The sequence below is a fragment of the Vibrio sp. JZG10 genome, assembly GCF_054064075.1.
In genome coordinates, this window is sequence record NZ_JBSUGE010000020.1 from 57,243 (window position 1) to 83,090 (window position 25,848).

At 45.3% G+C, this 25,848-nt stretch carries 29 protein-coding genes; 10 read left to right on the forward strand and 19 right to left on the reverse strand.

Going from position 1 to position 25,848, the window contains the following annotated elements; genetic code table 11:
• Positions 1-47 precede the first annotated feature (47 nt).
• From mgtE to ACWYVB_RS19380, 11 genes are all read right to left on the reverse strand, one after another.
• On the reverse strand, positions 48-1,406 hold the full coding sequence (mgtE, locus tag ACWYVB_RS19330; protein WP_006742352.1) for a magnesium transporter: 1,359 nt from the start codon (positions 1,404-1,406) through the stop codon (positions 48-50).
• 148 nt (positions 1,407-1,554) lie between these two features.
• Complete coding sequence (locus ACWYVB_RS19335) at positions 1,555-1,830, reverse strand: HPr family phosphocarrier protein (RefSeq protein WP_005396244.1); 276 nt, start codon at positions 1,828-1,830, stop codon at positions 1,555-1,557.
• Positions 1,831-1,832: 2 nt separating this feature from the next.
• Positions 1,833-2,696: an RNase adapter RapZ gene (gene rapZ / locus ACWYVB_RS19340; RefSeq protein ID WP_006742353.1), complete on the reverse strand. Its 864-nt coding sequence runs from the start codon at positions 2,694-2,696 to the stop codon at positions 1,833-1,835.
• Between the two features lie 14 nt (positions 2,697-2,710).
• Complete coding sequence (gene ptsN / locus ACWYVB_RS19345; RefSeq protein WP_237312666.1) at positions 2,711-3,157, reverse strand: PTS IIA-like nitrogen regulatory protein PtsN; 447 nt, start codon at positions 3,155-3,157, stop codon at positions 2,711-2,713.
• A gap of 2 nt (positions 3,158-3,159) precedes the next feature.
• A complete protein-coding gene (hpf, locus tag ACWYVB_RS19350) occupies positions 3,160-3,447 on the reverse strand; it encodes a ribosome hibernation promoting factor (RefSeq protein WP_005381114.1) in 288 nt (95 codons plus the stop codon).
• Positions 3,448-3,471: 24 nt separating this feature from the next.
• A complete protein-coding gene (locus tag ACWYVB_RS19355) occupies positions 3,472-4,941 on the reverse strand; it encodes an RNA polymerase factor sigma-54 (RefSeq protein ID WP_005396241.1) in 1,470 nt (489 codons plus the stop codon).
• Positions 4,942-4,991: 50 nt separating this feature from the next.
• Positions 4,992-5,717 carry an LPS export ABC transporter ATP-binding protein gene (gene lptB / locus ACWYVB_RS19360; RefSeq protein ID WP_005396240.1) on the reverse strand — a complete coding sequence of 242 codons (726 nt, stop codon included), beginning with the start codon at positions 5,715-5,717 and terminating at the stop codon, positions 4,992-4,994.
• A gap of 1 nt (position 5,718) precedes the next feature.
• A complete protein-coding gene (lptA, locus tag ACWYVB_RS19365) occupies positions 5,719-6,213 on the reverse strand; it encodes a lipopolysaccharide transport periplasmic protein LptA (protein WP_005396239.1) in 495 nt (164 codons plus the stop codon).
• Positions 6,194-6,757 (reverse strand): LPS export ABC transporter periplasmic protein LptC, encoded by a 564-nt coding sequence (gene lptC / locus ACWYVB_RS19370; protein WP_005396238.1) that lies wholly within the window; start codon positions 6,755-6,757, stop codon positions 6,194-6,196. Before lptC ends, lptA begins: the two co-directional genes overlap by 20 nt.
• Positions 6,758-6,843: 86 nt before the next feature.
• The gene (kdsD, locus tag ACWYVB_RS19375; protein ID WP_005396237.1) at positions 6,844-7,815 is read right to left on the reverse strand and encodes an arabinose-5-phosphate isomerase KdsD; all 972 of its coding nucleotides are present in this window, start codon (positions 7,813-7,815) and stop codon (positions 6,844-6,846) included.
• A gap of 29 nt (positions 7,816-7,844) precedes the next feature.
• Positions 7,845-8,810 carry a calcium/sodium antiporter gene (locus ACWYVB_RS19380; RefSeq protein ID WP_005396236.1) on the reverse strand — a complete coding sequence of 322 codons (966 nt, stop codon included), beginning with the start codon at positions 8,808-8,810 and terminating at the stop codon, positions 7,845-7,847.
• A gap of 374 nt (positions 8,811-9,184) precedes the next feature.
• Here ACWYVB_RS19380 and mlaF point away from each other — a divergent pair, with 374 nt between their 5' ends.
• From mlaF to ACWYVB_RS19420, 8 genes are all read left to right on the forward strand, one after another.
• Entirely contained in the window at positions 9,185-9,988 is an 804-nt protein-coding gene (gene mlaF / locus ACWYVB_RS19385) for a phospholipid ABC transporter ATP-binding protein MlaF (protein ID WP_005396235.1), read from the forward strand.
• A complete protein-coding gene (mlaE, locus tag ACWYVB_RS19390; protein ID WP_005396234.1) occupies positions 9,978-10,769 on the forward strand; it encodes a lipid asymmetry maintenance ABC transporter permease subunit MlaE in 792 nt (263 codons plus the stop codon). Before mlaF ends, mlaE begins: the two co-directional genes overlap by 11 nt.
• A 2-nt stretch (positions 10,770-10,771) precedes the next feature.
• A complete protein-coding gene (mlaD, locus tag ACWYVB_RS19395; RefSeq protein WP_012841383.1) occupies positions 10,772-11,260 on the forward strand; it encodes an outer membrane lipid asymmetry maintenance protein MlaD in 489 nt (162 codons plus the stop codon).
• A 2-nt stretch (positions 11,261-11,262) separates the two neighbouring features.
• On the forward strand, positions 11,263-11,901 hold the full coding sequence (gene mlaC, locus ACWYVB_RS19400; protein ID WP_457529828.1) for a phospholipid-binding protein MlaC: 639 nt from the start codon (positions 11,263-11,265) through the stop codon (positions 11,899-11,901).
• Positions 11,901-12,221, forward strand: coding sequence for an STAS domain-containing protein (locus ACWYVB_RS19405; RefSeq protein WP_005396231.1), 321 nt, complete (start codon positions 11,901-11,903; stop codon positions 12,219-12,221). Before mlaC ends, ACWYVB_RS19405 begins: the two co-directional genes overlap by 1 nt.
• A 3-nt stretch (positions 12,222-12,224) precedes the next feature.
• Complete coding sequence (gene ibaG, locus ACWYVB_RS19410) at positions 12,225-12,479, forward strand: BolA family iron metabolism protein IbaG (RefSeq protein WP_005396230.1); 255 nt, start codon at positions 12,225-12,227, stop codon at positions 12,477-12,479.
• A gap of 9 nt (positions 12,480-12,488) precedes the next feature.
• Positions 12,489-13,754 carry a UDP-N-acetylglucosamine 1-carboxyvinyltransferase gene (murA, locus tag ACWYVB_RS19415; protein ID WP_046873610.1) on the forward strand — a complete coding sequence of 422 codons (1,266 nt, stop codon included), beginning with the start codon at positions 12,489-12,491 and terminating at the stop codon, positions 13,752-13,754.
• Between the two features lie 146 nt (positions 13,755-13,900).
• A complete protein-coding gene (locus tag ACWYVB_RS19420) occupies positions 13,901-14,626 on the forward strand; it encodes a 1-acylglycerol-3-phosphate O-acyltransferase (protein ID WP_005381088.1) in 726 nt (241 codons plus the stop codon).
• An 84-nt stretch (positions 14,627-14,710) separates the two neighbouring features.
• On the opposite strand, the gene ACWYVB_RS19425 is transcribed toward ACWYVB_RS19420, so the two are convergent.
• From ACWYVB_RS19425 to arcA, 5 genes are all read right to left on the reverse strand, one after another.
• Complete coding sequence (locus ACWYVB_RS19425; protein WP_005381087.1) at positions 14,711-15,100, reverse strand: RidA family protein; 390 nt, start codon at positions 15,098-15,100, stop codon at positions 14,711-14,713.
• A gap of 128 nt (positions 15,101-15,228) precedes the next feature.
• Complete coding sequence (pyrI, locus tag ACWYVB_RS19430; RefSeq protein ID WP_005381086.1) at positions 15,229-15,690, reverse strand: aspartate carbamoyltransferase regulatory subunit; 462 nt, start codon at positions 15,688-15,690, stop codon at positions 15,229-15,231.
• 15 nt (positions 15,691-15,705) lie between these two features.
• Complete coding sequence (pyrB, locus tag ACWYVB_RS19435) at positions 15,706-16,635, reverse strand: aspartate carbamoyltransferase (protein ID WP_005381085.1); 930 nt, start codon at positions 16,633-16,635, stop codon at positions 15,706-15,708.
• A gap of 280 nt (positions 16,636-16,915) precedes the next feature.
• On the reverse strand, positions 16,916-17,920 hold the full coding sequence (locus ACWYVB_RS19440; protein ID WP_230238644.1) for an ornithine carbamoyltransferase: 1,005 nt from the start codon (positions 17,918-17,920) through the stop codon (positions 16,916-16,918).
• 156 nt (positions 17,921-18,076) lie between these two features.
• Complete coding sequence (gene arcA / locus ACWYVB_RS19445) at positions 18,077-19,297, reverse strand: arginine deiminase (protein ID WP_006742359.1); 1,221 nt, start codon at positions 19,295-19,297, stop codon at positions 18,077-18,079.
• A 583-nt stretch (positions 19,298-19,880) separates the two neighbouring features.
• On the opposite strand from arcA, the gene rraB reads away from it, so the two are divergent.
• A complete protein-coding gene (gene rraB / locus ACWYVB_RS19450; RefSeq protein ID WP_005381081.1) occupies positions 19,881-20,294 on the forward strand; it encodes a ribonuclease E inhibitor RraB in 414 nt (137 codons plus the stop codon).
• Positions 20,295-20,460: 166 nt separating this feature from the next.
• Positions 20,461-21,261: a glycosyl hydrolase 2 galactose-binding domain-containing protein gene (locus ACWYVB_RS19455; RefSeq protein ID WP_395222536.1), complete on the forward strand. Its 801-nt coding sequence runs from the start codon at positions 20,461-20,463 to the stop codon at positions 21,259-21,261.
• Between the two features lie 18 nt (positions 21,262-21,279).
• Here the strand turns inward: ACWYVB_RS19455 and ACWYVB_RS19460 are convergent, their stop codons facing one another.
• The 3 genes from ACWYVB_RS19460 to ACWYVB_RS19470 form a co-directional block, all read right to left on the reverse strand.
• On the reverse strand, positions 21,280-22,185 hold the full coding sequence (locus ACWYVB_RS19460; RefSeq protein WP_395222537.1) for a bifunctional helix-turn-helix transcriptional regulator/GNAT family N-acetyltransferase: 906 nt from the start codon (positions 22,183-22,185) through the stop codon (positions 21,280-21,282).
• A gap of 115 nt (positions 22,186-22,300) precedes the next feature.
• The gene (locus tag ACWYVB_RS19465) at positions 22,301-22,705 is read right to left on the reverse strand and encodes a DUF2061 domain-containing protein (protein WP_203346900.1); all 405 of its coding nucleotides are present in this window, start codon (positions 22,703-22,705) and stop codon (positions 22,301-22,303) included.
• Positions 22,706-22,907: 202 nt separating this feature from the next.
• A complete protein-coding gene (locus ACWYVB_RS19470; protein WP_109170275.1) occupies positions 22,908-25,766 on the reverse strand; it encodes a valine--tRNA ligase in 2,859 nt (952 codons plus the stop codon).
• Positions 25,767-25,848 lie beyond the last annotated feature (82 nt).

Genomic DNA, 25,848 nt, shown 5'->3' on the forward strand with positions numbered 1-25,848 from the left:
AATTAAAAAAAGCCTGATGTGTTCATCAGGCTTTTTTGTTTTTGCAGTTAGGTAATCAGTATTGTGGCAAGCCCTAAGAATACTGATAAACCAATTACATCCGTTACGGTCGTTAACGCCATACCACCAGCTAAAGCTGGGTCGATGTTCATTTTCTTTAAGAGGATTGGAATCGTTACTCCGGCAACCCCAGCGACCAATAAGTTGGTCAGCATCGCTGCGGAAATGATTCCCCCTAGCATCCAGTTACCTTTCCAAGCGACAACAATACCGCCAATAATCAGCGCCCACATGATGCCGTTGAGTAAACCGATCGAGGCTTCTTTCATCAACAGTTCTCGTTTGTTCGAGTCACCGATATGACCAAGAGCAAGACCACGAATCACTAGTGCGACGGTTTGGTTACCAGCGACACCACCCATGGAAGGAACAATCGTCATCAATACGGCAATGGCAGCCATCTGGTCTAGCGTGGCTTCAAACATGTTAGAAACAGAAGCGGCAGCGAGTGCGGCCAACACGTTAGCCCCAAGCCAGATACTACGTTTGCGAGCTGATTTTACAACGGGTGCGAAGGTATCTTCGTCATCGTCCATACCTGCCATACTCATCATCGAGTGCTCGGCATCTTCACGGATAACGTCAACTACGTCATCGATAGTGATACGGCCAACGAGATGCTGATTCTCGTCTACGACAGGAGCAGAGACCCAGTTACGACGTTCGAACAGACTAGCAACATCTGAATCACTGGTATCGACAGTAATCGCTTCGTCAGCATCTTCCATGATGTCGACAATTTTGACATCAGGCTGGGTCGTGATCAGCAGAGTAATGGGTAGTTCACCAATCAGTTTGCTTTCTTCATCAATGACATAAAGTGCATCCGTTGCTTCTGGTAGTTCACCTTTCATACGCAGATAACGTAAAACCACGTCCACATCTACGTCACCACGAATCGTGATAACGTCGGTGTTCATCAGTCCACCTGCAGTGTCTTCTGGGTAGGACAGGGCGGTTTCGACACGCAGACGGTCAGAGGAGTCCATTTGCGACAGGACTTCGCGTGACAGGTTGTCTGGCAAGCTACGCAGTACATAAGCCACGTCATCGGTATCCATGCCTTCTGTCGCTTCTGCAAGCGCTTCTGGTGCCATTTTGGATACGAGACTATCTTTGACGTCTTCGTTCAGTTCGTCGAGGATTTCACCGTAGTCTTCAGGGTCGGTGAGTTGCCAGAGAACTTCACGGCTTTTGCGTGGAGAGGCTTCTAAAAGGTGAGCTATATCCTCAGGTTCCATGTCCTGTAACTGACGACGAACATGGACGAAGCGGCCATTTTCTAGCGCTTCTGTGACTTCTTGGAGGGCTTGGTGAGCTTGGTCGAATTCAATTTGCTCTGCCATTCATTCCTCCCAATTCCTGATATTTACAATGCGTTGAATAATAACTTAATTCTAGGCGCCTTTTAATAACAACTTATGATACTAAGCAAATTTATTTCTTGGAGCTGTGAGGGGAAGGAGAGTGAGAGGTAATAAAAAAGCGAGTAAATTACTCGCCTTCATCAAATTTATCTTCGATTAAGTGGCAAACGGCATCCAGTGCTTCTTCTGCTTGCTCACCCGCAGCGTGGATTGTGACGTACTGTCCTTGAGCAGACTCAAGCATTAATAAACCCATTACGCTGTCTGCTGTGGCGGTTTTGTCTTCTTCATTGTCGATAGTGATGACCGCTTCAAAGCTCTGGGCCAGTTCGACCAGTTTGACGGCTGCGCGAGCATGTAAGCCAAGGCGATTTTGAATCAATACTTTACGACTTAACTCCACAGCTACTCCTTAGTGTTTTTCTCTAGTGAGGTATGGCGAATTTGCACTTGGTGTCCTTTATTGGCGAAGTACTCACCGATTTGCTGAGTTAAGTACACCGAACGGTGTTTACCACCGGTACAACCTATTGCAACGGTCAAGTAGCTGCGGTTGTTTTTCTCGAGCAGAGGTAACCAATTCTCTATAAAGTTTTCAATTTGGTATTTCAAACTTAACACCGATTGGTGCTGCTCCAAAAATGCGGCGATAGGGGCATCCAAACCCGTAAGTGGGCGCAACGCTGGTTCCCAATGTGGGTTGGGCAAGAAGCGAACGTCGAATACGTAATCGGCATCGGAAGGCAGGCCATATTTGAAGCCAAAAGACTCAAATACCATAACAAGCCCTTTGCGATCTCTGCCTTCAACACGCATACGCACGGTTTCACTCAACTCATGCAAAGATTGTCCGCTGCTGTTCAGTACAAGATCGGCATGCGCTTTAAGTGGTGTTAAAATTTCTTTCTCACGCTCGATGGCTTGGTCAAGGGAGAGAGAGGTGCCACCTAAAGATAAAGGGTGGATTCGGCGTGTTTCGCTGTAGCGTTTGAGTAGCGTTTCCTTATTGGCGTCCAAGAAAAGCACGGTCACATCAAGCTCTGTTTTCAACTGCTCCAGTGTACCAGTCAGTTCTTTTAGCTTTTTAGGGATATTGCGAATATCAATGCTTACCGCAACATTCTGCTTGCTGTCAGCAACAGAGTGAACAAATGCGTCCAGCAAATTCACTGGGAGGTTATCAACACAGTAGTAACCTAAGTCTTCCAGTACGCGCAGCGCAATACTCTTACCGGCACCTGAGTGCCCGCTAACCACGATTAGTCGCATGATGTCCGTCCTGCTTATTGGTGAATCATGATGTCGTAAAGTTCTTCATCACTCTGAGCATTGCGCAGTAGTTTCAATACTTGCTTATCGCTCAGACGTTCTGCCATAGAGGATAGAGTCTTGAGGTGCTCTTTGCACTGTTCTTCTGGTACAAGGAGCGCAAAAAGAAGGTCGACAGGTCGATTATCAATCGCATCGAATTCAATGGCTTCATCACATTGCAGCAAGACAGCAATAGCCTTGTCGCTCGATTGCATTCTAGCGTGTGGGATCGCAATACCGTTTCCGATACCAGTACTGCCCATTTTCTCTCTGTTGAGCATGCACTCGAACAGTTCGGTAGAATCTTGGCCCGTGTGATCAGCCACGATGCGGCTGATCATTTCAAGGGCGCGTTTTTTACTCGTGCAGTGGACCGCACTCTTGGTGCAGTCCAATGACAGTATTTCGCTCAGTTGCATGATTAATGACTGTTTAGTTTTTCTTTGTGCTTATTGAGTTGGCGAACCAATTTATCTACCAGCGAATCGATCGCGGCATACATATTTTCGTCATCAGCTGATGCGTGGATTTCGCCTTGATTTATATGAAGCGTAGCTTCCGCGATTTGAGTGATTTTTTCAACTTTTAGTACAACATGTACTTGATTGATATGGTCGAAGAACCTTTCGAGCTTCTGAAACTTAGAATTTACATAGTCTTGCATTGAATCGGTAAGATCAACGTGATGGCCTTGAATATTGATTTGCATAGACTTTCCTTTTCAGTTAGTGCCTTATAGTAGGCGTTTACGCTGACTTGAAGGGGCAATTCCCAAGGATTCTCGATATTTGGCTATCGTACGTCTCGCGACCTGAATCCCTTGGTCAGCCAGAAGAGCAGCAATCTTGCTATCACTCAGTGGTTTAGCAGTATTCTCTGCTGCGACCAGCTTTTTAATGAGTGCGCGAATTGCTGTTGACGAACATTCTCCGCCGTTGTCAGTACTAACATGGCTAGAGAAGAAGTACTTCAATTCAAAAATGCCACGTGGTGTATGCATAAATTTTTGTGTTGTTACACGAGAAATCGTGGATTCATGCATGTCCACTGCCAAGGCTACATCATTTAGTACCATTGGCTTCATGGCTTCCTCACCATACTCGAAGAAATCTTGTTGATGTTCAACAATACATCTTGCAACTTTGAGTAGCGTCTCGTTTCTACTCTCTAAGCTCTTAATTAACCATTTTGCCTCTTGCAAATTGCTGCGGATGTACTGGCTATCCGCGCTATTGCCTTTGCCTAATTGAGCATATTGTTGATTAACTTTTAATTTTGGAACGCTATCTGGGTTGATAGAAACGGTCCATTTGCCGTTGTCTTTAAAAACGGACACATCTGGAATTACGTACTCGGTATCATCCGGTGTGATACGGCTACCGGGACGAGGATCTAACTGCTGGATAAGTTTGAGGACTTCACGGAGATCGGCTTCTTTCAGCTTAGTCTCTTTGATGACTAGCTTGTAATCACGGTTCCCTAGGTGATCAATATGATCCGCAAGAATCATTTTGGCTTCAGCAAGCCACGGTGTGTCTTCTGGGAAAGTCGCTAGCTGTAGCAGTAGGCACTCTTGTAAGTTGCGTGATGCCACACCGAGCGGATCGAACTGCTGAATACGTTTACGAACGGCTTCTACTTCGTCTAACTCAATCTCTTCGTTATCGAAGCTCTCATGAATTTCTTCAGGAGATAGGGTTAGGTAACCGTAGTCGTCAACAGCGTCAATAATCGCTAATGCAATCGTACGATCAGTTTCACTGAATGGTGTCAGGTCAAGCTGCCACATTAGGTAGTCATGCAATGATTCCGTGGTTTCGCCTTGGTAGACGGGCATATCATCGTCAAGAGCTAAGCCAGTGCTACCGGTATTCGCGCTGTAGACGTCATCCCAAGTGGTATCGATTTCAAGTTCAGAGCTGATCTCTGACTTCTCAATCACGTCTGAACTGTCTGGAACGTCAATGTCTGCTGGTTCGTTAGCACTGTTGCTATCAGCAGCCTCGACCGCTGATTTATCTTCACCGTTTGCTAGAGGCTCATCTTGGCCTTCTTCAACTTCCAATAATGGGTTTGAATCCAAGGCTTCTTGGATTTCCTGTTGAAGATCGAGTGTCGACAGTTGCAGTAAGCGAATCGCTTGTTGCAACTGTGGCGTCATGGCTAACTGTTGACCTAGCTTGAGTTGTAATGAAGGTTTCATTCAGTGTTACTTACCTTGTAATGCTCAGAATCTTACCGTTCCTAATATAATCATAGACGGAATTGTTCGCCGAGATAAACTTGTTTCACCTGTTCATTATTGAGAACTTCTGCCGGAGTTCCCGATGCAATTAGGTGCCCTTGGCTTACGATATAGGCTTTTTCGCATACGTCCAGTGTTTCACGCACGTTATGGTCAGTGATTAACACTCCGAGGCCGCGATCGCGTAGATGCTCGATGATTTTCTTGATGTCATTAACCGAGATTGGGTCAACACCTGCGAAAGGTTCATCCAACAAAATGAATTGAGGGTTGGCTGCTAAAGCGCGAGCGATTTCCACTCTGCGTCGCTCACCCCCTGATAGTGCCATACCCGCACTGGTTCTGATGTGCTGAATGTGGAATTCTTCCAACAAATCTTCCAGCTTATCTTGGCGCTCTTCACGTGTCATTTCTTGACGAGTTTCGAGTACAGCCATGATGTTATCTTCTACCGACAGCTTACGGAAAATCGACGCTTCTTGCGGAAGGTAGCCAATCCCGAGACGCGAACGACTGTGCATCGGCAGAATACTGATGTCTTTATCATCAATGGTGATGGTGCCTTCATCTCGTGGCACCAAGCCGACAATCATATAAAACGAGGTGGTTTTACCTGCGCCGTTTGGGCCTAGCAGCCCAACAATCTGACCAGATTCAACTTCCAAGCTAACATCGGTTACGACTTTGCGCTTTTTGTAGCTTTTCGCCAAGTTTTTCGCACTCAGTACTGCCATATTAGTTCTCTATCTGATTGGGTTGCAAAATGGTCGTAACGCGCTCTTCCTTAGAGCTATCAGCGACTAGCTTTTGTTTACCAATTTGGTAACGAATCGAAGAACCTTTAATGGTGTTGTTGTCTTGTGCCAGTTGCGCTTGACCTTTCATGGTCAATTCGTCTGTAGAAATACGGTAATCCAGCTCCACAGCTTGACCACTCAGTGTCTTACCATCGTCCATCAGCTGAGAAAACTTCGCAGGTTTACCAAATGCTTGAATCTGTTTGATGGCTTCGGTTTTAGGATCGCGCGTTACCACGATTCTATCAGCATCGATATTGATGCTACCTTGCTTAAGAGATACATCGCCTTTAAAGATAACCTGGTTACTCTTCATATCCACCTGTTGGGTGTCAGAGTTAATGTAAACCGGTTGTTGAGTATCCGACTTAAGTGCCAGCGCTTGAGGCGCCGCCAATACCAGTGCCAGTAGGCTAAGGTGTAACGGTTTCATATCGACCTTGAACTTCGTCTGTCAGAGTTGCGGTATGCTGCTTTAAGTTGCCTTGCATTGCGCCTCCAGTAGTTTCAAATTGTGGCCCAACCAACATGACCTGTTGATCAGCTTTAAAATCACGATTGGTTAGATTAATGACTAACTTGTCTGTTGCCATGGTATCAAAACTCGCACCAGGCAGAAGATTTTGCATTAAGACCTTGTCATATAACGTTAAGACTTGGTCTTCATCTAACACGGCTCTTGTGGCCGTCACCTTCCATTCAATGACGCTACCTTCACGGTAAACCATCAAAGTCGGGTTATTAAAAATGGTATCTCCACTCTTAGCATAATGGTCTAAGTTCGTGGAGCGGATGATGTAACTGCGGACACCATCTTCACCATAGGTGATGTTTTCCAGTCCAGTACCACTGAACATGGGCAGTTCAGAATCTGGTGCTACTTGAATTGCGTCGTTGCCTTTTGGGGTCAGTAGGTAATAACCGCACCATGCGACAACGAAGATCAAGAGCAAATAAATAAGGCGAGTAAAACTCATATAATGAAGGCCTATCGTTTAGCTCAGTACTTCCCTGACCATTGCCTTTATTTGTGTAATAAATGATTTAAATGTTTGTGCTGATATTACATCACGCCAGCTTTTAGTAAATCGTGCATGTTCAGTGCACCCACAATTTTTTCGTCTTTACATAAAATCAGAGCGTTAATATTTTTATTCTGCATCAAGTTCAAACCTTCAACCGCTAGCATATCAGGGTGCGCTGTGGTTGGATTTGTCGTCATGACTTCGCCAATCGCGGTCGTATGAATATCAATGCGTTTGTCTAAGGTGCGACGTAAATCACCATCGGTGAATATACCAAGCATAGCATCGTGTTCATCGACGATAGCGGTCATGCCTAGCCCTTTTTCTGAAATTTCAAGCAGGGCATCGCGAATCAATGCGTTTGGAGAAACTTTAGGTAACGCTTCTCCAAAGTGCATAATATCAGACAACTTAAGCAGCAGTTTTCTCCCTAACGCGCCACCTGGATGAGATAGAGCAAAATCTTCGGCAGAAAAACCACGCGCTTGGAGTAGGGCTACGGCTAATGCGTCTCCCATTACTAATGTGGCCGTGGTACTGCTGGTCGGTGCCAACCCTAGTGGGCAAGCTTCTTGAGGTACCGTAATTTGTAGGTGCAAGTCAGACAGTTTTGCCATATTGGATTCTGGCTTGCCTGTCATACTAATTATCTTGATGTTCAGGCGTTTTAATACCGGAAATAGAGACAGAATTTCGTTTGACTCACCAGAGTTAGAAATTGCGAGCACAATATCTCCAGGGCTGATCATGCCCAAGTCGCCATGCGCTGCTTCGCCAGGGTGAACGAAAAACGCAGAAGTCCCCGTGCTTGCCAGAGTCGCAGCAATCTTGTTACCAATGTGGCCTGACTTGCCAATACCCATAACGACTACTTTGCCGCTGTTGGAAAGGATCAGTTCGCACGCTTTCTCAAATTGATCATCAAAGTAGGTATCCAGCTCTTGCAGAGCAGCAACTTCGATATCAAGAACTTGTTTAGCAGCAGCGCGAAAATCAAATTGATTGGACATATCAGTTCTCTACTTATTTATCGTGGTAATTAAGCGGCCATGTTTGCGAATAAGTACACTTGATAACCTAGAAAGCATGCAAACAAGATTGCACCTTCAATACGGTTAATACTGCGTGATTTACCCAAACACATCGCGACAAGTAACAGTGAAACGCCTAACATGACCCAGAAGTCACGCCCCATCGCGTACTCACTCAGCACCGATGGATTAATGATGCCAGGAATGCCCATTACGGCCAGAATATTAAACACATTCGAGCCAATAATGTTACCGACGGCCATGTCGTCTTCACCTTTTAAAACACCAGCAAGCGATGCTGCGAGCTCAGGTAGACTAGTACCGATGGCAATGATAGTCAGACCGATGACAAGATCGCTCATGCCAAAATACTTTGCAATAATCACCGCGTTATCCACTAGCATGCTTGCTGCCAAAGGAAGCAGTATCAGGCCAATAACCACCCACATGATCGCTTTAGGGTTGCTGACGCCTTCTGGGATCTCTGACTCTTGGTCATCAAGAAAAACATCACCTGATTTTTGTTCTTTGCGGCTGATCTGCAACATAGCAAATAAAAATGCCCCAAAGAGTACAAACAATAAGACACCTTCATAAAAACCGAGATGGCTATTCCAAAGCAGAATACCGGCGAGTACTGTTACAGCAATCATTAATGGCAGTTCCCGGCGGATGACCGCGGAGCTAATCGACAGAGGCTTGATGAGTGCTGTAATACCTAGGATTAACGCGATGTTCGCGATGTTTGAGCCTAAAACGTTACCCACTGCAGTATCGGTTTTTCCGTCCCAGGCTGCGGTTGCAGAAACCATCATCTCTGGCGCAGAAGAGCCCATCGCAAGGATTGTCATGCCGATGACAAGAGGTGAAATACCGACGTTGCGGGCTATCGCTGCAGAACCAAAAACAAGTTTATCTGCACTCCATACGAGCAAAACAAGACCGACTATAAGCAACGCTACGGCTTCGAGCATGAGAATTCCTAAGTATTAAATAAGTAAAATGAATAACCGCTAATTTTGACCTTTTGCGGCCTAAAATGGAAGATAAACGACGAATAAATTAAAGGTTAGTAACGAAAATGTATGCAAATGTCGTTCATTTAAATCAGCAATTCTTGTCTAGGATTTAAACACTTTGCGCTGATTTGATCGTAATCCACAAAAAATTGCAGGTATATACTCGACTTTATTTAATTGAACAGTGCTTTAAATTCAAAGCCAATGTGCTTATGATTGCAGCCTAATAAATGTACCGACGTTACTTTATTAAACGTGAAATTCAACTCCGTTGTGTGTCTGGTTGATGATGCCGTGAGTTGCAACGCTCCGACAGTAGAAGAGATGATATGTCGAACAACGATTTAGTCACCGTGAACAACCTCACTTTTTCACGGGGAGAGCGCAAGATCTTTGATGGTATTGATCTGCATGTTCCTGAGGGCAAAGTGACGGCCATTATGGGACCATCGGGAATAGGTAAAACTACACTGCTGCGTTTAATTGGTGGTCAGTTGTATCCCGAGCAAGGAGAGATCTGGTTTGATGGCGACAATATTCCCTCTCTCTCGCGTAAAAAACTCTACCATGCTCGAAAGAAAATGAGCATGTTGTTTCAATCAGGAGCTTTATTCACTGATTTGAATGTCTTTGATAACGTCGCCTTCCCATTGCGAGAGCATACGAATTTATCTGAAGAGCTGATTCGTACCATGGTGTTGCTTAAGCTTGAAGCCGTCGGTCTACGCGGCGCAGCACAATTGATGCCGAGCGAGCTATCGGGTGGCATGGCTAGACGCGCTGCGTTGGCGCGTGCGATCGCCCTGGATCCTGATTTAATCATGTATGATGAACCATTTGTCGGACAAGACCCAATCACCATGGGTGTCTTGGTTGAGCTCATTAGTAATCTAAATCAAGCGTTAGGTTTAACTTCTATAGTCGTTTCTCACGACGTGCCTGAAGTGATGAGTATTGCCGATTGGGTTTATCTGATGGCCGATGGCAAAATTATCGCTTTTGGCACACCAGAAGAGCTTAATCAGAATCCTGACCCTCGCGTTCAGCAGTTCTTACAAGGTGATGCAGATGGCCCTGTACCGTTTCGCTTCCCTTCTCAAAGTATCGAAAAGGACTTATTTGATGGTCGATAACTTTATGCATTTTGTCGCCTCACTAGGTAGACGAACGCTCTCCATCTGCGGAGCATTTGGTCGTGCGACTTTCATGCTGATTGGGGCACTGTTTACTAAGCCACAACCGCTTAAAAGCTTTCCTCTGCTCGTTAAACAACTTTATTCCGTAGGCGTCCAGTCTCTGGCGATAATCGTCGTATCTGGGTTGTTCATTGGTATGGTCTTGAGCCTACAAGGCTATGTTGTGCTGGTGGATTACGGCGCAGAGGGCAGTTTGGGGCAAATGGTGGCGCTCTCATTGCTACGTGAATTAGGGCCCGTTGTCACTGCACTTCTGTTTGCTGGTCGTGCAGGCTCTGCGTTAACTGCAGAGATAGGTTTGATGAAAGCGACGGAGCAACTCTCTAGCCTTGAAATGATGGCGGTAGATCCTTTGAAAAGAGTGATTGCGCCACGTTTTTGGGCTGGCGCTATTTCAATGCCATTACTGGCTATGATTTTCATGGCGGTGGGTATTTGGGGCGCCCAGCTTGTTGGTGTTGACTGGAAAGGTGTTGACCATGGCAGTTTTTGGTCAGCGATGCAGTCCTCAGTTGAACTAGGACAGGATATTGGTAACAGTATGATCAAGTGCTTTGCGTTTGCAATTACGGTTACTTGGGTCGCTCTATTTAATGGTTATGATGCTATTCCAACTTCGGAAGGGATCAGCCGAGCAACTACGCGCACTGTTGTGCATTCTTCTTTAGCAGTACTAGGACTAGACTTTGTACTGACCGCATTGATGTTTGGGAATTAATCATGCAACAAACACGTAAAACTGAATTATGGGTTGGCAGCTTTGTATTAGCGGGAATTTGCGCGATTCTTGTGATGATTTTTCAAGTTGCTGACGTAAAAAGCATTGGCTCTGGTGATACTTACACCCTCAAAGCTGAGTTCGATAATATTGGTAGTTTAAAAGTTCGCTCGCCAGTAAAAGTGGGTGGGGTTGTGATTGGCCGGGTAAGCAATATTTCGCTTAACCCAGATAACTTATTACCTGTTGTAACTCTATCGATCAATAGCAAATACAATCAATTCCCAGAAACGTCGAGCGTACAAATTTTGACGTCTGGCTTGATTGGTGAGCAATACATTGGTTTAGTACCAGGCTTTGTTTTTGACGATGAAGTCATGCTGGTCGATGGCGATACCATCGAAGACACCAAATCAGCGCTCGTGCTTGAAGACTTAATTGGTCAAGTGCTTTACAGCGTAGGTGGTTCAGACGATTCAAGTAAGGAATAACTATGTTAGCGAGATTATTACTTTCAGTTTGTGCTGTGTTTAGCGCGTTTGGTACAAGTGCAGCAGAAGTGGATAAAACTGAACCTTATAAGATGATGAAACAAGTGGCTGAAGTCACGTTCGAAAGGTTAAAAGCCGAGCAGCCGAAAATCAAACAAGACCCAGATTTACTCAAAGTGATTGTCGAAGAAGAGCTAATGCCTTACGTCAACTACCGCTATGCTGGGTTAAAGCTCCTAGGTCCAAACCTAAAAGGAGCGAAACGTGAAGACGTACTTGAGTTTATCGATGCATTTCGCGCGTACTTAATTGCTTCATATGCCCAAGTGCTAACGCAATACAGTGACCAACAAATTGAATTTGGTCCTGAGCCTAGCATTGATGACTCTAAGCGTATTACCAGCATTAAAGTTAATATCATCGATACGCCGCGTCCAAACATCAAGCTAGAGTTCAAATTGCGTAAAGACAACAAATCTGGCGAGTGGGAAGCGTTCGATATGATTGCGGAAGGCATTAGTTTACTCTCTAGCAAACAGTCAGAATGGAATAGCAAAATTCGTCAAGAAGGCATTCTATCTGTCGCGAAAGATCTAGAAAAATTAGCTGCGGAACCGGTTCGCTTTGAGGCGAAGAAATAATGGCCCAGACTCCCGCTCAGTGGCAATTAGATCAAAACATTCTTAAGCTAACAGGGGCACTTGATAGAGATACGGTGCCCTCATTGTGGGCGTATGCTCAGCAATGGCAACCAGCTCAAGCTGAGCTGGAATGCTCGTTAAAAGAGATAGAGCGCGTCGACTCTGCAGGAATGGTGATGTTAATCCACTTATTAGAGCATGCAAAAAAGCAAAACTGTCATATAATGCTCAGTTTCGTGCCGGCGCAACTGCGCACTTTGTTTCAACTGAGCAATGTTGAATCTTTAGTGGCCAAACACATACAGAATTATCAGGGGTAAATTGTGGATAGCGCAAAAGTACAACAGTTATTAGAAGAAGCACTAAACCTTCAAGAAGTGCATGTAAAAGGTGAAGGTAGCCACTATGAGGTGGTTGCTGTTGATGCTTGTTTCGATGGAATGAGCCGCGTTAAGAAGCAGCAGTTAATTTATGGTCCTCTGATGGAATACATCCAGCGTAACGACATTCACGCATTATCAATTAAAGCGTTCACACCAGAAGAGTGGGCTCGTGATAAGAAACTGATGTCGCTTTAAGGTTTATTGATGGAAAAGTTTCGAGTTATTGGGTCAGATAAACCACTCGTTGGTGAAGTGACCATTTCCGGTGCAAAAAACGCAGCACTGCCGATTTTATTTGCGTCTATCTTGGCGGAAGAGCCTGTAGAAGTGGCAAACGTGCCACACCTTCGTGATATCGATACAACCATGGAACTGCTTAAGCGTTTAGGCGCGAAAGTAAGCCGTAATGGTTCTGTTCACGTCGATCCTAGTAGCATTACTGAATACTGCGCACCGTATGATTTGGTGAAAACCATGCGTGCTTCTATTTGGGCTTTGGGCCCGCTCGTAGCGCGATTTGGTCAAGGTCAGGTTTCTCTACCTGGCGGTTGTGCTATCGGTGCTCGTCCTGTTGATCTGCATATTTCTGGCCTAGAGCAGCTGGGCGCAACGATTACGCTTGAAGATGGTTACGTTAAAGCTGAGGTTGATGGTCGTCTAAAAGGTGCGCACATCGTGATGGATAAAGTCAGCGTAGGCGCGACGATCACCATCATGTGTGCTGCAGCACTTGCTGAAGGCACTACAACGTTAGACAACGCGGCGCGTGAACCTGAAATTGTAGACACAGCGGATTTCCTAAATAAGCTTGGTGCAAAAATTTCTGGTGCAGGTACAGATACGATCACAATTGAAGGTGTTGAGCGCCTAGGTGGTTGTAAACACAACGTGGTTGCCGACCGTATCGAGACGGGAACATTCCTTGTCGCTGCTGCGGTATCTGGCGGTAAAGTAGTATGTCGTAACACTAACGCTCATTTGCTTGAAGCGGTTCTAGCCAAGCTAGAAGAAGCTGGCGCGCTTGTCGAAACGGGTGAAGATTGGATTTCAGTAGATATGACCGATCGCGAGCTGAAAGCAGTGAGTGTACGTACAGCGCCGCATCCAGGCTTCCCGACCGATATGCAAGCGCAATTTACGCTACTAAACATGATGGCGAAAGGCGGCGGCGTGATCACTGAGACTATCTTTGAAAACCGCTTTATGCACGTACCAGAATTGATGCGTATGGGCGCGAAAGCCGAGATTGAAGGCAATACTGTTATCTGTGGTGATGTTGAGTCACTCAGCGGTGCGCAAGTGATGGCAACCGACCTACGAGCTTCGGCTAGTTTGGTAATTGCGGGCTGTATTGCTAAAGGCGAAACCATCGTTGATCGTATTTACCATATCGACCGCGGTTACGACAAAATCGAAAATAAACTGGCTGCACTTGGCGCAAATATTGAGCGAGTGAGCGAGGCAAGTTAAACTGCACCGCAGGTAACTTGGATATCAAGAGAGCCGAAACCTGAGTTTCGGCTTTTTTATATCACTCTCATGACCATAGTTATCCTTTATGGAAAGAGAGAAATTAATAGCTGTATCTGGCAAAAGCCGGTTCCTGGAGAACAAGAATGATTGCACTGTTACGTGTATTTGCTGTCGCTATCTTTGCGATTGTTATGTTTATTGGTGGTTGTGGTTACTGCCTATTAAGCCCCCGAAACCCTAAGCACGTTTTCACTTTTGGCCGCTTGTTTGCCAAGATGTCTCGTGTATTTGGGATTAAGTTAGAGCTGCGTATCCCTGAAGATGCGTATTCACGCGGACAACATGTTTACATTGCTAACCACCAGAACAACTGGGACATGTTTACTGTTTCTGCTGCTGTGACTCCGAAAGTTGTGACAGTAGGTAAAAAGAGCTTGGCTTGGATGCCACTGTTTGGTCAGCTTTACTGGCTTACGGGTAACATTCTGATTGACCGAGCGAATCGCTCTAAAGCAAAAGGTACTATCGATCAGGTCGTGAGCAGCATGAAAGAAAGTGATGTTTCGGTGTGGATGTTCCCAGAAGGCACGCGTTCTCGTGGGCGTGGTTTGCTGCCATTCAAAACAGGTGCTTTTCATGCGGCAATTGGTGCAGGTGTGCCAATCATTCCTATCGTATGTAGCTCGACGAATAAAATTAAGCTGAACCGTTGGAACAATGGTCATGTGATTGTTGAAATGCTACCTCCAATCAGTACAGAAGGCTATGGTAAAGAGGGCATTCGCGAGCTAGCGAATATCTGTCGTGAACAGATGAAAGAGAAGCTTGAATCGTTAGATGAAGAAGTCAAACAGCGTAATGCTGCTTAAGTTTTACTGCGATATCATCACGAAAAGACAATAAAAAACGGGTAGCCTGAGCTACCCGTTTTTTATGTTTGTCAGCAAGTGCAATTATTTGCGAACTGCAATTGCTTCAATCTCGATACCAACATCTTTCGGTAGGCGAGCGACTTCTACACAAGAACGTGCAGGGTAGTTTGCTACGCCGTGCTCATCAAAGAACTTGCCGTAAACTTCGTTCACCGTGCCAAAGTCGTTTAGGTCTTTAACAAAAACCGTTAGCTTCACGATATCTGACACTTTAAGGCCTGAAGATTCAACCACAGCCTTTACGTTTTCTAGAGACTGACGAGCTTGTTCTGCGATATCAGCAGACACTTCACCTGTCGCTGGGTTTACTGGGATTTGGCCTGAAGTAAGAACCATGTTACCTAGATCTACGCCTTGAACGTAAGGACCGATTGCTGCTGGTGCAGATTCAGTGTGAAGTACTTTCGTCATTTGATTTTTCCATCAGTTGTAGGGAATAAAGATTCTCAGTTTGCCTCTAAACCCGTGGTAGGTAAAGAGTAAAATACCCCGGCATTGCGGGGTATTTTAAACGTATCACGCCTAGTCGTACGGTGTGTTTATCGTTCGGTTACGATCTCACGTGAGAACACTTTCTCGCAGTACTTACACTTTAGACGGATTTCTTGTTTCTTTTCGAATACGCTAAAGCTGCTTTCTACTGGCTCATTGTGAGAAATACAGTTTGAATTTGGGCATTCGAAGACATCATTGATGCGCTCTGGAAGCTCTAACGCGAGCTTTTTCACCACTTCATAGTTTTCGATTTGGTTCACGGTCGCGTGAGGAGCATACAGCGCCAACTTGCTCGCTTGCTCTTCATTAATAAACACATTTTCTATTTTCAGTAGATCTTTATGACCGAGTGCCGATGATGGCAAGTTCAGACCAATCGTAACGCGCTGTGATGAATTGTGCATATCGAACAGTCTTAATACTTTGATGCCGATTTGCGCAGGGATGTGGTCGATGACCGTACCATTTTTGATTGCTTCTACCTGCAATTGAGTTTCTTTAGCCATGATTTTTCCCCTCGATTACAGTGTTTCGTTTAGAACAAGCGCCAGCAGTGCTTGGCGAGCGTATACGCCATTTTGAGCTTGCTGGAAGAAGTAAGCGTGAGGCGTTTTATCAACATCGGTTGTGATTTCATCCACACGTGGTAGTGGGTGGAGTACTTTTAGATTTTCGCGCGCCCCTTCGAGTAATGCAGCTGTCAAAATATACGCCGATTTAATGTGCGCGTACTCCGATTCGTCAAAGCGTTCTTTCTGTACGCGAGTCATGTACAGAATATCCAGTTCAGGAATCACACTTTCCATGTCTGTGTGTAGGCTATATTGAATGCCAGCTTCGTCTAGTTCTTCGCAGATGTAATCTGGCATTGCCAGCGCATCTGGTGCAACAAAGAAGAAGCGGATGTTGTTAAACTTTGCTAAGGCTTGAGTCAGTGAGTGCACTGTGCGGCCATATTTTAGGTCACCTACGAATGCGACGTTCAGGTTGTCTAGACGCCCTTGTGTTTCCGCGATGGTGTATAGGTCGAGTAGCGTTTGAGTTGGGTGTTGGTTTGCACCGTCGCCCGCGTTGATCACTGGCACGCCATTTGAAAATTCAGATGCCAAGCGAGCGGCGCCTTCTTGTGGATGACGCATCACAAAGGCATCGACGTAAGAAGAGATGACTTGTACTGAATCTGCGAGTGTTTCGCCTTTTTTCGCCAGAGAGGTATTACCATCATTATCAAAGCCAATCACGTCACCACCAATGCGCTGAATCGCTGTTTCAAACGATAAACGTGTACGTGTTGATGGTTCAAAGAAACAACTTGCAACGACTTTGTTTTTAATCAGTTCTGGTCGAGGTGCTTTTTTAAGGCTACCTGCTGTTTCTACGATAAGTTCCAGTTCTTCGCGTGAAAGCTCTGGAATAGAGATGATGTGCTTCTGGTAAAGCGAGTTCGCCATGATCTTCTTCCCTATAACATTGATGACTACATCCAAATAACCGAAAGGAATTTTGGACATAAAAAAACCTCCCCAATGGGGAGGTTTTAAAATTCAATAGAATTAACGAAAATAACACCACGTAAGCGTAGTCGCTTAGCGAGAGCAAATCGCGTTTTTACGTCAGCAATCAGCGTGGTCATTTCTTAATCCTCAGACAAATTGCCGAGCATTATACGCTTAACTTTCGTGAGCGCAAGCGATTACATCATGGTTTTTAGCGGCTGTTTTTGCGCGCTGGTTAGCTTCCTAGCGTCGCAACCATCACGGCTTTGATGGTGTGCATACGGTTTTCAGCTTCGTCGAATACGATGGAGTATTCTGATTCAAATACCTCTTCTGTTACTTCAAGGCCTTTCATGCCGTATTTTTCAGCGACTTCTTTGCCGACGGTGGTTTCATCATTGTGGAAAGCTGGAAGGCAGTGCATGAATTTCACATGTGGATTACCCGTTTGCTTAATCACGTCCATATTGATTTGATAAGGTGTCATTAATGCTACACGTTCATCCCATGCCTCGGCAGACTCACCCATAGACACCCAAACGTCGGTGTATAGGAAGTCACAACCTTTCACACCTTCCTCAACGCTTTCTGTTAACGTGATTTTTGCTCCGGTTTGTTGCGCGATAGTTTGACAAGTTGCCACGAGCTCTTCTTCAGGCCAGAACGCTTTTGGCGCGACAAGGCGAATATCCATGCCCATTTTCGCTGCGCCCACCATAAGTGAGTTACCCATGTTGTTGCGTGCATCACCTAGGTAAGCGAAGGTTATTTCATGTAGCTGTTTACCACGGCCGTGCTCTTGCATGGTCAGGAAGTCAGCAAGGATCTGGGTTGGGTGGAACTCATCCGTTAAACCATTCCACACTGGAACACCAGCATAAGTACCAAGCTCTTCAACAATGGATTGGCCAAAGCCTCGGTATTCAATCCCGTCGTACATACGACCAAGAACACGAGCGGTGTCTTTCATCGATTCCTTATGACCGATCTGCGAGCCAGAAGGGCCGATGTAAGAGACTTGAGCACCTTGGTCAAAGGCAGCGACTTCAAACGCACATCGGGTACGAGTCGAAGATTTCTCAAAGATTAGTGCGATGTTTTTACCTTGAAGTGTCTTCTGCTCTGTTCCTGCATATTTAGCTTTTTTCAGCTCTGCAGACAGTTCGAGCAAAAACTGGATTTCTTTGGTTGAGAAGTCCAATAGCTTCAAAAAGTTGCGGTTACGTAAATTGAAAGCCATAGCTCGTCCCTTAGTACATGTGATTAGATTAATAGAATTCATTAAAACATATAAATGCTTTTATTGTGAATAATTATTTTTAATTAAAGCTAAAAAAGGTTGATGTATTCACATCAACCTTAGTTTTGATTCACCTAATGTAAAGGGACGAGTAAGTTATATATCGTCTCGTTCTATTGGACAGCTCATACAGCGAGCGCCACCGCGACCACGACCAAGCTCGTTACCAGGTACTGTCAGTACTTTGATGCCAGCTTTATCGTATTTTTCGTTGGTGTATACGTTGCGTTCGTAACCAATTACTACGCCCGGTTTTACAGTTAGAACGTTATTGGCGTCATTCCATTGTTCGCGTTCCGCTTCATAGCTGTCGCCACCAGTGGTGATGATTTTCAGCTGATCTAAGCCAAGAGCGGACTCAATCGCGTGCAGATAGTTATGTGAGGCTTCAACATGCATTTCACCGTTGCCTTTTGGTGTTAAGCGCCATGTGTCGAGATCTTTGCGCATGATCTCTGGGTAAACAGAGAACGTGTCCACATCCATATGGGTCATTACGGTGTCTAAATGCATGCATGAACGGTGTTTAGGCAGATCAATCGCAATCACTTCGGTTGCTTGTCCTGCCTTAAACAGGCTCGCTGCAAGGTTTTCTACACCTTGCGCGGTCGTGCGCTCAGACATACCGATCAGAACTGCACCTTTACCAATAACCAACACATCACCGCCTTCGACATTCGCATTATCATAATGCAGATCATCATCACCGAAGTATTTGATAAAGTCTTGGCCAGCAAAAATTGGGTGCCAACGATAAATCGCACGTAAGTGGTTTGTTTCACGTTGGCGTGCTGGCATCATCATTGGGTTGAGCGATACACCACCATAAACCCAGCATGAGGTATCACGCGTAAATAGGTGGTTAGGTAGCGGCTCAATAACAAAATCCAGCGGACGCTTCATTTTTGGCAGCATAGAAGATGAGGTGATCGGTAGCTCTGAGTAAGCTAAGCCACCTAAAAAGATGCTGGCAAGGTGTTCATCATCCATTTCTGAAAAATATTGGCGTAGGTCTCGCGCAAAGGTTGGCCCGTAACGAAAGTCAGAAATCTGAGTATCTAGCAGCCACTGTTTTGCTTCTGGAACGGCGAGGGTTTCGACCAGTAAATCGTGGAGGAGAAGCACTTCTACATCTTGATCGCGTAGCGTGCGTGCGAACGCATCGTGCTCTTCACCTGCCGCTTCTACAGCAAGAACATCATCAAACAGTAATTCATGACAGTTTGATGGAGTTAAGTGGGTTAGGGCGCGCTCTGGGCGATTTAATAGAACTCGTCGAAGTTGACCAACTTCTGATCCAACGTACAGCTTGCTCATTTTGTATCCTTACAAATTTTCCAGCCGTTAGTTATGACAAGCTTCCTAGAAAGATGCAAATCACTACGCTTTGCCTATATTCTGAATTTTTATTGTTTTTTAGATTTTAGTTTTGCCTGTTTTGCTAATGAAGTTTTGGTTTGGGTTTTAATTCTATTTTGTGAAACGTGGAGAGCGTGCGTTTTTATTCTAATTTTCCCATTGAGAAAGAATACATGCATAGTGCATAAAACGTACATTTTTATTCTCAATTATGCATTATTGAAGTAAATTTATTCGTTATGCTTCTTCGTTTTACACGTGAGTGTATTCAAGAAAGCGCCATAAACACGCACAGAAAGAGAAAATAACCGCATTAAGTGTCAGTTAGGATGTTCTGAATATTAAAAAATGCCATTTTTTGTTAATTTTTTGTTTCTTTGCATGGTCGGTTTAATATTTATATTCAAATAACCGATAAGAATCGCGGTGGTATGATGTTTGTTTGTGGCTTTTCATCGCAATCCATGCCATATTTCACCGGATCAGCATACTCAGTATCGGGTATAGTGTTTCTATCAAGTAACTAATCTGGAGCCAAAACATGTCTCACGAAGATGAATATCTATCAGTAGAAGAATTAATTGAGATTCAAAAGGAAGAGACTCGCGATATCATTGCAGCATTGCTAGAAGATGGCAGCGATCCAGATTCGCTATACGAAATCGAGCACCACCTGTTTGCAGAAGATTTTGACACGCTAGAAAAAGCGGTAGTTGAAGCATTCAAGATGGGCTTTGAAGTGCTTGAAGCGGAAGAAACTGAAGATGAAGATGGCAACAAGTTGCTTTGCTGTGACGCAACCATGGAATCAGCATTAGACGCAGAAGCCATTGATGCGCAAGTTGAAAAACTGATTCACTTGGCAGAAAAATACGACATCATCTATGACGGTTGGGGTACGTACTACGAAGGCGAAGATGCGCTTTACCCTGAAGAAGATGAAGACGACGAGTAATCAAAGCTCACCTCTTTTAGAAAAACCAGCGTTTAACGCTGGTTTTTTTATACCTTGAAAATGGCATCCAACAACAGATGTATGTGGAGGTAATAAATAATTCACATTGAGTTTATAGGGGATTTCTCCCTATAATGCGTGAAAATTGATCTAGCGCAAGGTGTATATGCAACTCTCACTCGCCGGTTTATGGCAAGTCTCTCCACTGACGGACCTCTCGATTCCACAGGATGACATCACTTTTCCCGCCCCTTTAAGTCTGGTCCTGCCTGATGAATTGACGGAAGAAGCAATTCGTCAGCAAGAGTGGCACCTGATGCATGACATTGAAGTGGACGAGGCGATGATGGCATTTCCTGCAGTGGAAATGGTAATGGGTGGTGTTGATTACCATGCGGAGGTACGTTTGAACGGCGTGGCTGTGTTTGATTGTGATGGCTCGCAAAGTGTGTATAAGAAAGACATTCGCCCATACATGCAAATGGGGCGTAATCGCTTTGAGATATTGTTCCTAGAGGAAGAAGAAGATCTTTTATTCGATGAGGATAAGCCAGAACTGTGCCCGCTTTCTGAACATCAATATAAGAAAAGTGATGAGCGACTGGGCGTGTGGCAAGAACCGTACTTGCAGTTTATTCGCAACGTGCGTTTAGATCGCGTGGCAACCGAGCAGATTTGGCACCATGGTGGCGGGTGTGAATTTAAGGTCGATTTGTATTACCAGACATTTGCACCGGGGCTAGTGTCAGCAGCGGTAAAGTTTAATGGCATGACTTACCATATCCCAATTGACGTTCGTGCAGATCACGCCAGCGCACTCTTTCAGATTGAAGCGCCAAAGTATGCTGATCTTAATGACCCTGATCCAAATGATCTCTATCAGTTGTCTGTTGAATTGGATGGACAACGCCAAAACTTCACTGTTGCATTGAGCCGGGAGCTTTGCGTTACCCATGTTGTGCTTTAACGTCTGATAATATTTTTATTACAGTACCTTAAGCATTACGACTTCACATGCATCATGCCCTGTTTGCCCAAGCGGGGCATCGAGATGCTCAAAGCCTAGCTTTTCATACAAGCCTACCGCCTCTCTTAGACATTCGGTCGTTTCTAAATAGCACTGCTGATACCCAAGCTGTTTCGCCAGTTGTAAGCTCAATGCGACGATGCGTTTGGCTAAACCGTGTCCTCGTGTTTGAGGTAAGAAGTACATCTTTTGCAGCTCACACACATTTGGCTCACCAGCTAAAGGGGCAAAGCCACCGCCACCAACGATCTCTCCGCGATGTTCAATGACCCAATAGGCGGCGCCGCATTGATTGTAAACCGAATACATATCATCAAGCGTTGGATCGGCCACACCATAACCTTTGTCTGCGGTTAAGCCGTATTCAGCAGAGACTTTACGAATCACATCTGCGACTTGCGGGTTGTCTGCTTTAGTAAGAGGTCGAAGAAAGTATTCCTCAGCCTGACACACTTTTGTTAGCCCTTTTAGGTAAGTCTCTAAACCAAGTTTGAGTTGTTCTTGCTCACAGTCATCAAGTTGTGTAAGTAACTGCTCAAAAAAGCTGCTTTGTTGTTGGTCTAGTTGCGCTAACGCCTGCTGTCCTTGAATTGTGAGTGCTACGAGTTGGCTTCGTTTATCTTTCGGGTTTTCGATGCTCTCAACCAAACCTAATTTAATCAAACCAGTAATGGTGCGGCTTGCATTGGACTTGTCGACACTAAGCTGCTGCGCCAGTTGGTTGATGGTCAATGGCTGCAATTGGATTTCACCTAACGCGTGCGCTTGTACCGGGGTAAGAGCGACATCGCCGCATTGTTTATCGAGCATACCAAGCAATCGGACGGCTTGACGGGAGTAGTGTCGGAGTTGACGAGCGTTCATTATCACTTACCTCTAAAAATAAAGTTGCGCACCGCAATTAAATTAATTGCGGTGCGCAACTTTGTCAATGATAAATGTCATTTGGCTCGTTAGGAGATGTAGTGAGCCTCCATGTTTAAGCGTGGTGATGTAAACAAAACTGCGGTGCTGGAGTTTTTGCTGATGATTTACGCATCCATACTTTCTCGTGGAAGTAGTAAGCCACCGTATTCAAACTCGGCTCTAGCATCGCCATTACGCCGCCGACAAATGCATCACCTGTTAGTAAGTAAACCACGGTAAAAGCGACGCTGAAGTGTACGGTCGCAAAGCTTGCGGTTTTTAATTTGGTCATCCACTGACGAGCTTTAAGTGCTGGGACTTTTGCCCATGCCTTTTCATGAAAGTAGAAGGCTACGGTGTTCACTGAAGGCTCAATCATGGCAATTAAACTACCAATTAAAACGTCGCCTGTGAGTACGTAAGCGACACTAAATGCGATAGTAAAATGCAGTGCTGCGAAAGTTAGTGTCTTTTTCATGATAATTACTCAATCGTGTTTGTTTCGATGAGTTTATTATTGATAATAATTCTCATTAATGCTAATGGATGATGAGTATTGTTGCGATAGGGGAAAGCTATTGATGATGGTTTTTGGTGAAAGATATACAAAAAAGGTTGACCATGATGGCCAACCTTTGGATTCAAAGTGAGAAGTGTTAGTTCTTCTCTTTCACTGAGGCTTAAAGTGCAGCGATCGTTGTCTTCTGCTCTTCTAGCTTAGCTAGTGTCTCTTTGTAGCCTTCAAGCTTCTCACGCTCTTTAGCAACAACCGCTTCAGGTGCTTTCGCTACAAAGCCTTCGTTGCCCAGTTTGCCTTCGATACGCTTGATTTCGCCGTGCGTCTTCTTGATTTCGCCATCTAGACGAGCAAGCTCTGCATCTTTGTCGATCAAACCCGCCATTGGGATCATCAGCTCAGACTTGCCAACCAGTGCCGTTGCACACGCTGGGGTTTCTTCGCCAGCTTCAAGCACGCGTACTGCTTCTAGCTTCGCTAGAGACATCAATACTTGTTTGCTTGCTTCTAGACGAGAGGCGTCTTTCTCATTCGCTGCTTTCAGCATAACGTCTAGAGGCTTGCCAGGGTTGATGTCGTACTCAGCACGTAGGTTGCGGATGCTAGTGATGAACGCTTTCACCCATTCGATGTCGTCTAGCGCTTCTTGGTGGAAGTTCGCTTCGTCAAACTGAGGCAGAGTTTGTAGCATGATTGTCTCGCCCTCAACACCGTCAACTAGTGGCTTGATGCTTTGCCAGATAGTTTCTGTGATGTAAGGAATCACAGGGTGAGCTAGACGTAGCGTCTTCTCAAGTACCGTGATTAGTGTACGGCGAGTACCACGCTGTTGCGCTTCAGTACCTTTCCATAGAACGGGTTTAGTTAGCTCTAGGTACCAGTCACAGAATTGGTTCCAGATGAATTCGTAAAGTGTGTTTGCAGCCATATCTAGACGGAAGTTGTCGATATGGTTGTTGAACGCTTTCGCTGCGAGTTCAAACTGAGACTCGATCCACTTGTCTGCTAGTGAGTACTCGATCTCACCTTCACCAAAACCACAATCTTGCTCTTCTGTGTTCATCATTACGTAACGGCTTGCGTTCCATAGTTTGTTACAGAAGTTACGGTAACCTTCAAGACGCTTCATATCCCAGTTGATATCGCGACCTGTTGATGCCATTGCTGCAAGGGTGAAACGCAGTGCGTCTGTACCGTATGCTTCGATACCGTTTTCAAACGTCTTACGCGTGTTCTTCTCGATCTTCTTCGCTAGCTGAGGCTGCATCATGTTGCCACAACGCTTCTCTACTAGAGACTCTAGGTCGATACCATCGATCATGTCGATTGGGTCAAGTACGTTACCTTTCGACTTCGACATCTTGTCGCCGTTTTCGTCACGGATTAGGCCGGTAACGTAAACTGTCTTAAATGGTACTTGTGGTTTGCCATTTTCGTCTTTCACGAAGTGCATGGTCATCATGATCATGCGCGCAACCCAGAAGAAGATGATGTCGAAACCAGTTACTAGAACGTCTGAAGGGTGGAATACTTTCAGATCGTCAGTTTGCTCTGGCCAACCTTGAGTACCGAACGTCCATAGCGCAGAAGAGAACCATGTATCCAGTACGTCTTCGTCTTGGTGCAGCTCAATTACTGACTCTAGGTTGTTGTTCTTGCGAACTTCTTCTTCAGTGCGACCTACGTAAACATTACCTTGGTTGTCGTACCAAGCTGGGATGCGGTGACCCCACCATAGCTGACGAGAGATACACCAGTCTTGAACGTCACGCATCCAAGAGAAGTACATGTTTTCGTATTGCTTAGGAACGAATTGGATGTCGCCGTTTTCTACTGCTTCAACTGCTGTTTTCGCTAGAGGCGCAGTACGTACGTACCATTGGTCAGTTAGCATTGGTTCGATAACCACGCCACCACGGTCGCCGTAAGGAACTTGTAGATCGTGATCTTTCACTTCTTCAAGTAGACCTAGCTCGTCGAATTCAGCAACGATAGCTTTACGCGCGGCAAAACGCTCCATACCGTGGTATTTAGCTGGTAGCTCAGTGCTGTAAGCGTCGCTTGCTTCGCCGTTAGTGTTGAATACTTCTGCTGCGTCGCGGATGTTCGCGTCGAAAGTCAGAATGTTGATCATTGGTAGCTGGTGGCGCTTACCAACTTCGTAGTCGTTGAAGTCGTGCGCAGGTGTGATTTTCACACAGCCAGTACCTTTTTCCATATCTGCGTGCTCATCGCCCACGATTGGGATGCGACGATCAACGATAGGAAGGATGATTTCTTTACCGATAAGATCTTTGTAACGTGGATCTTCTGGGTTAACTGCAACACCCGTATCGCCTAGCATGGTCTCTGGACGAGTCGTTGCAACAACGATGTAGTCTTTGCCGTCCGCTGTTTTAGCGCCATCTGCTAATGGGTAGCGGAAGTGCCACATGTTGCCTTTAGTATCTTTGTTCTCTACTTCTAGATCTGAAATCGCTGTGTGTAGCTTTGGATCCCAGTTAACTAGACGCTTACCGCGGTAGATTAGATCGTCTTCGTATAGACGTACGAACACTTCTTGAACGGCGTTAGATAGACCATCGTCCATCGTAAAGCGCTCACGGTCCCAGTCTACTGATGCGCCAAGACGACGAAGCTGTTTAGTGATAGTGCCACCAGATTCGCCTTTCCATTCCCAGATTTTGTCGATGAAAGCTTCACGACCGTAATCGTGTTTTGTTTTGCCTTCTTCTGCAGCGATCTTACGCTCAACAACCATCTGAGTTGCGATACCAGCGTGGTCAGTACCTACTTGCCAAAGGGTGTTTTTACCCTTCATACGTTCACAACGGATAAGCGTATCCATGATCGTATCTTGGAACGCGTGGCCCATGTGTAGGCTACCAGTGACGTTCGGTGGCGGGATCATGATGCTGTATGATTCTTTAGTAGTGTCACCGTGTGGCTTAAAGTAGCCTTTCTCTTCCCAAGTCTGATACAGAGCTTGTTCGATTGAAGTTGGGTTGTATGTCTTTTCCATAGCGCTCTTTTAATGGATACGTTGATGGTTGAATCTTAGTCAATCTTTATAAGTGAGGGATCTTAACAAGATCGCCTTAACT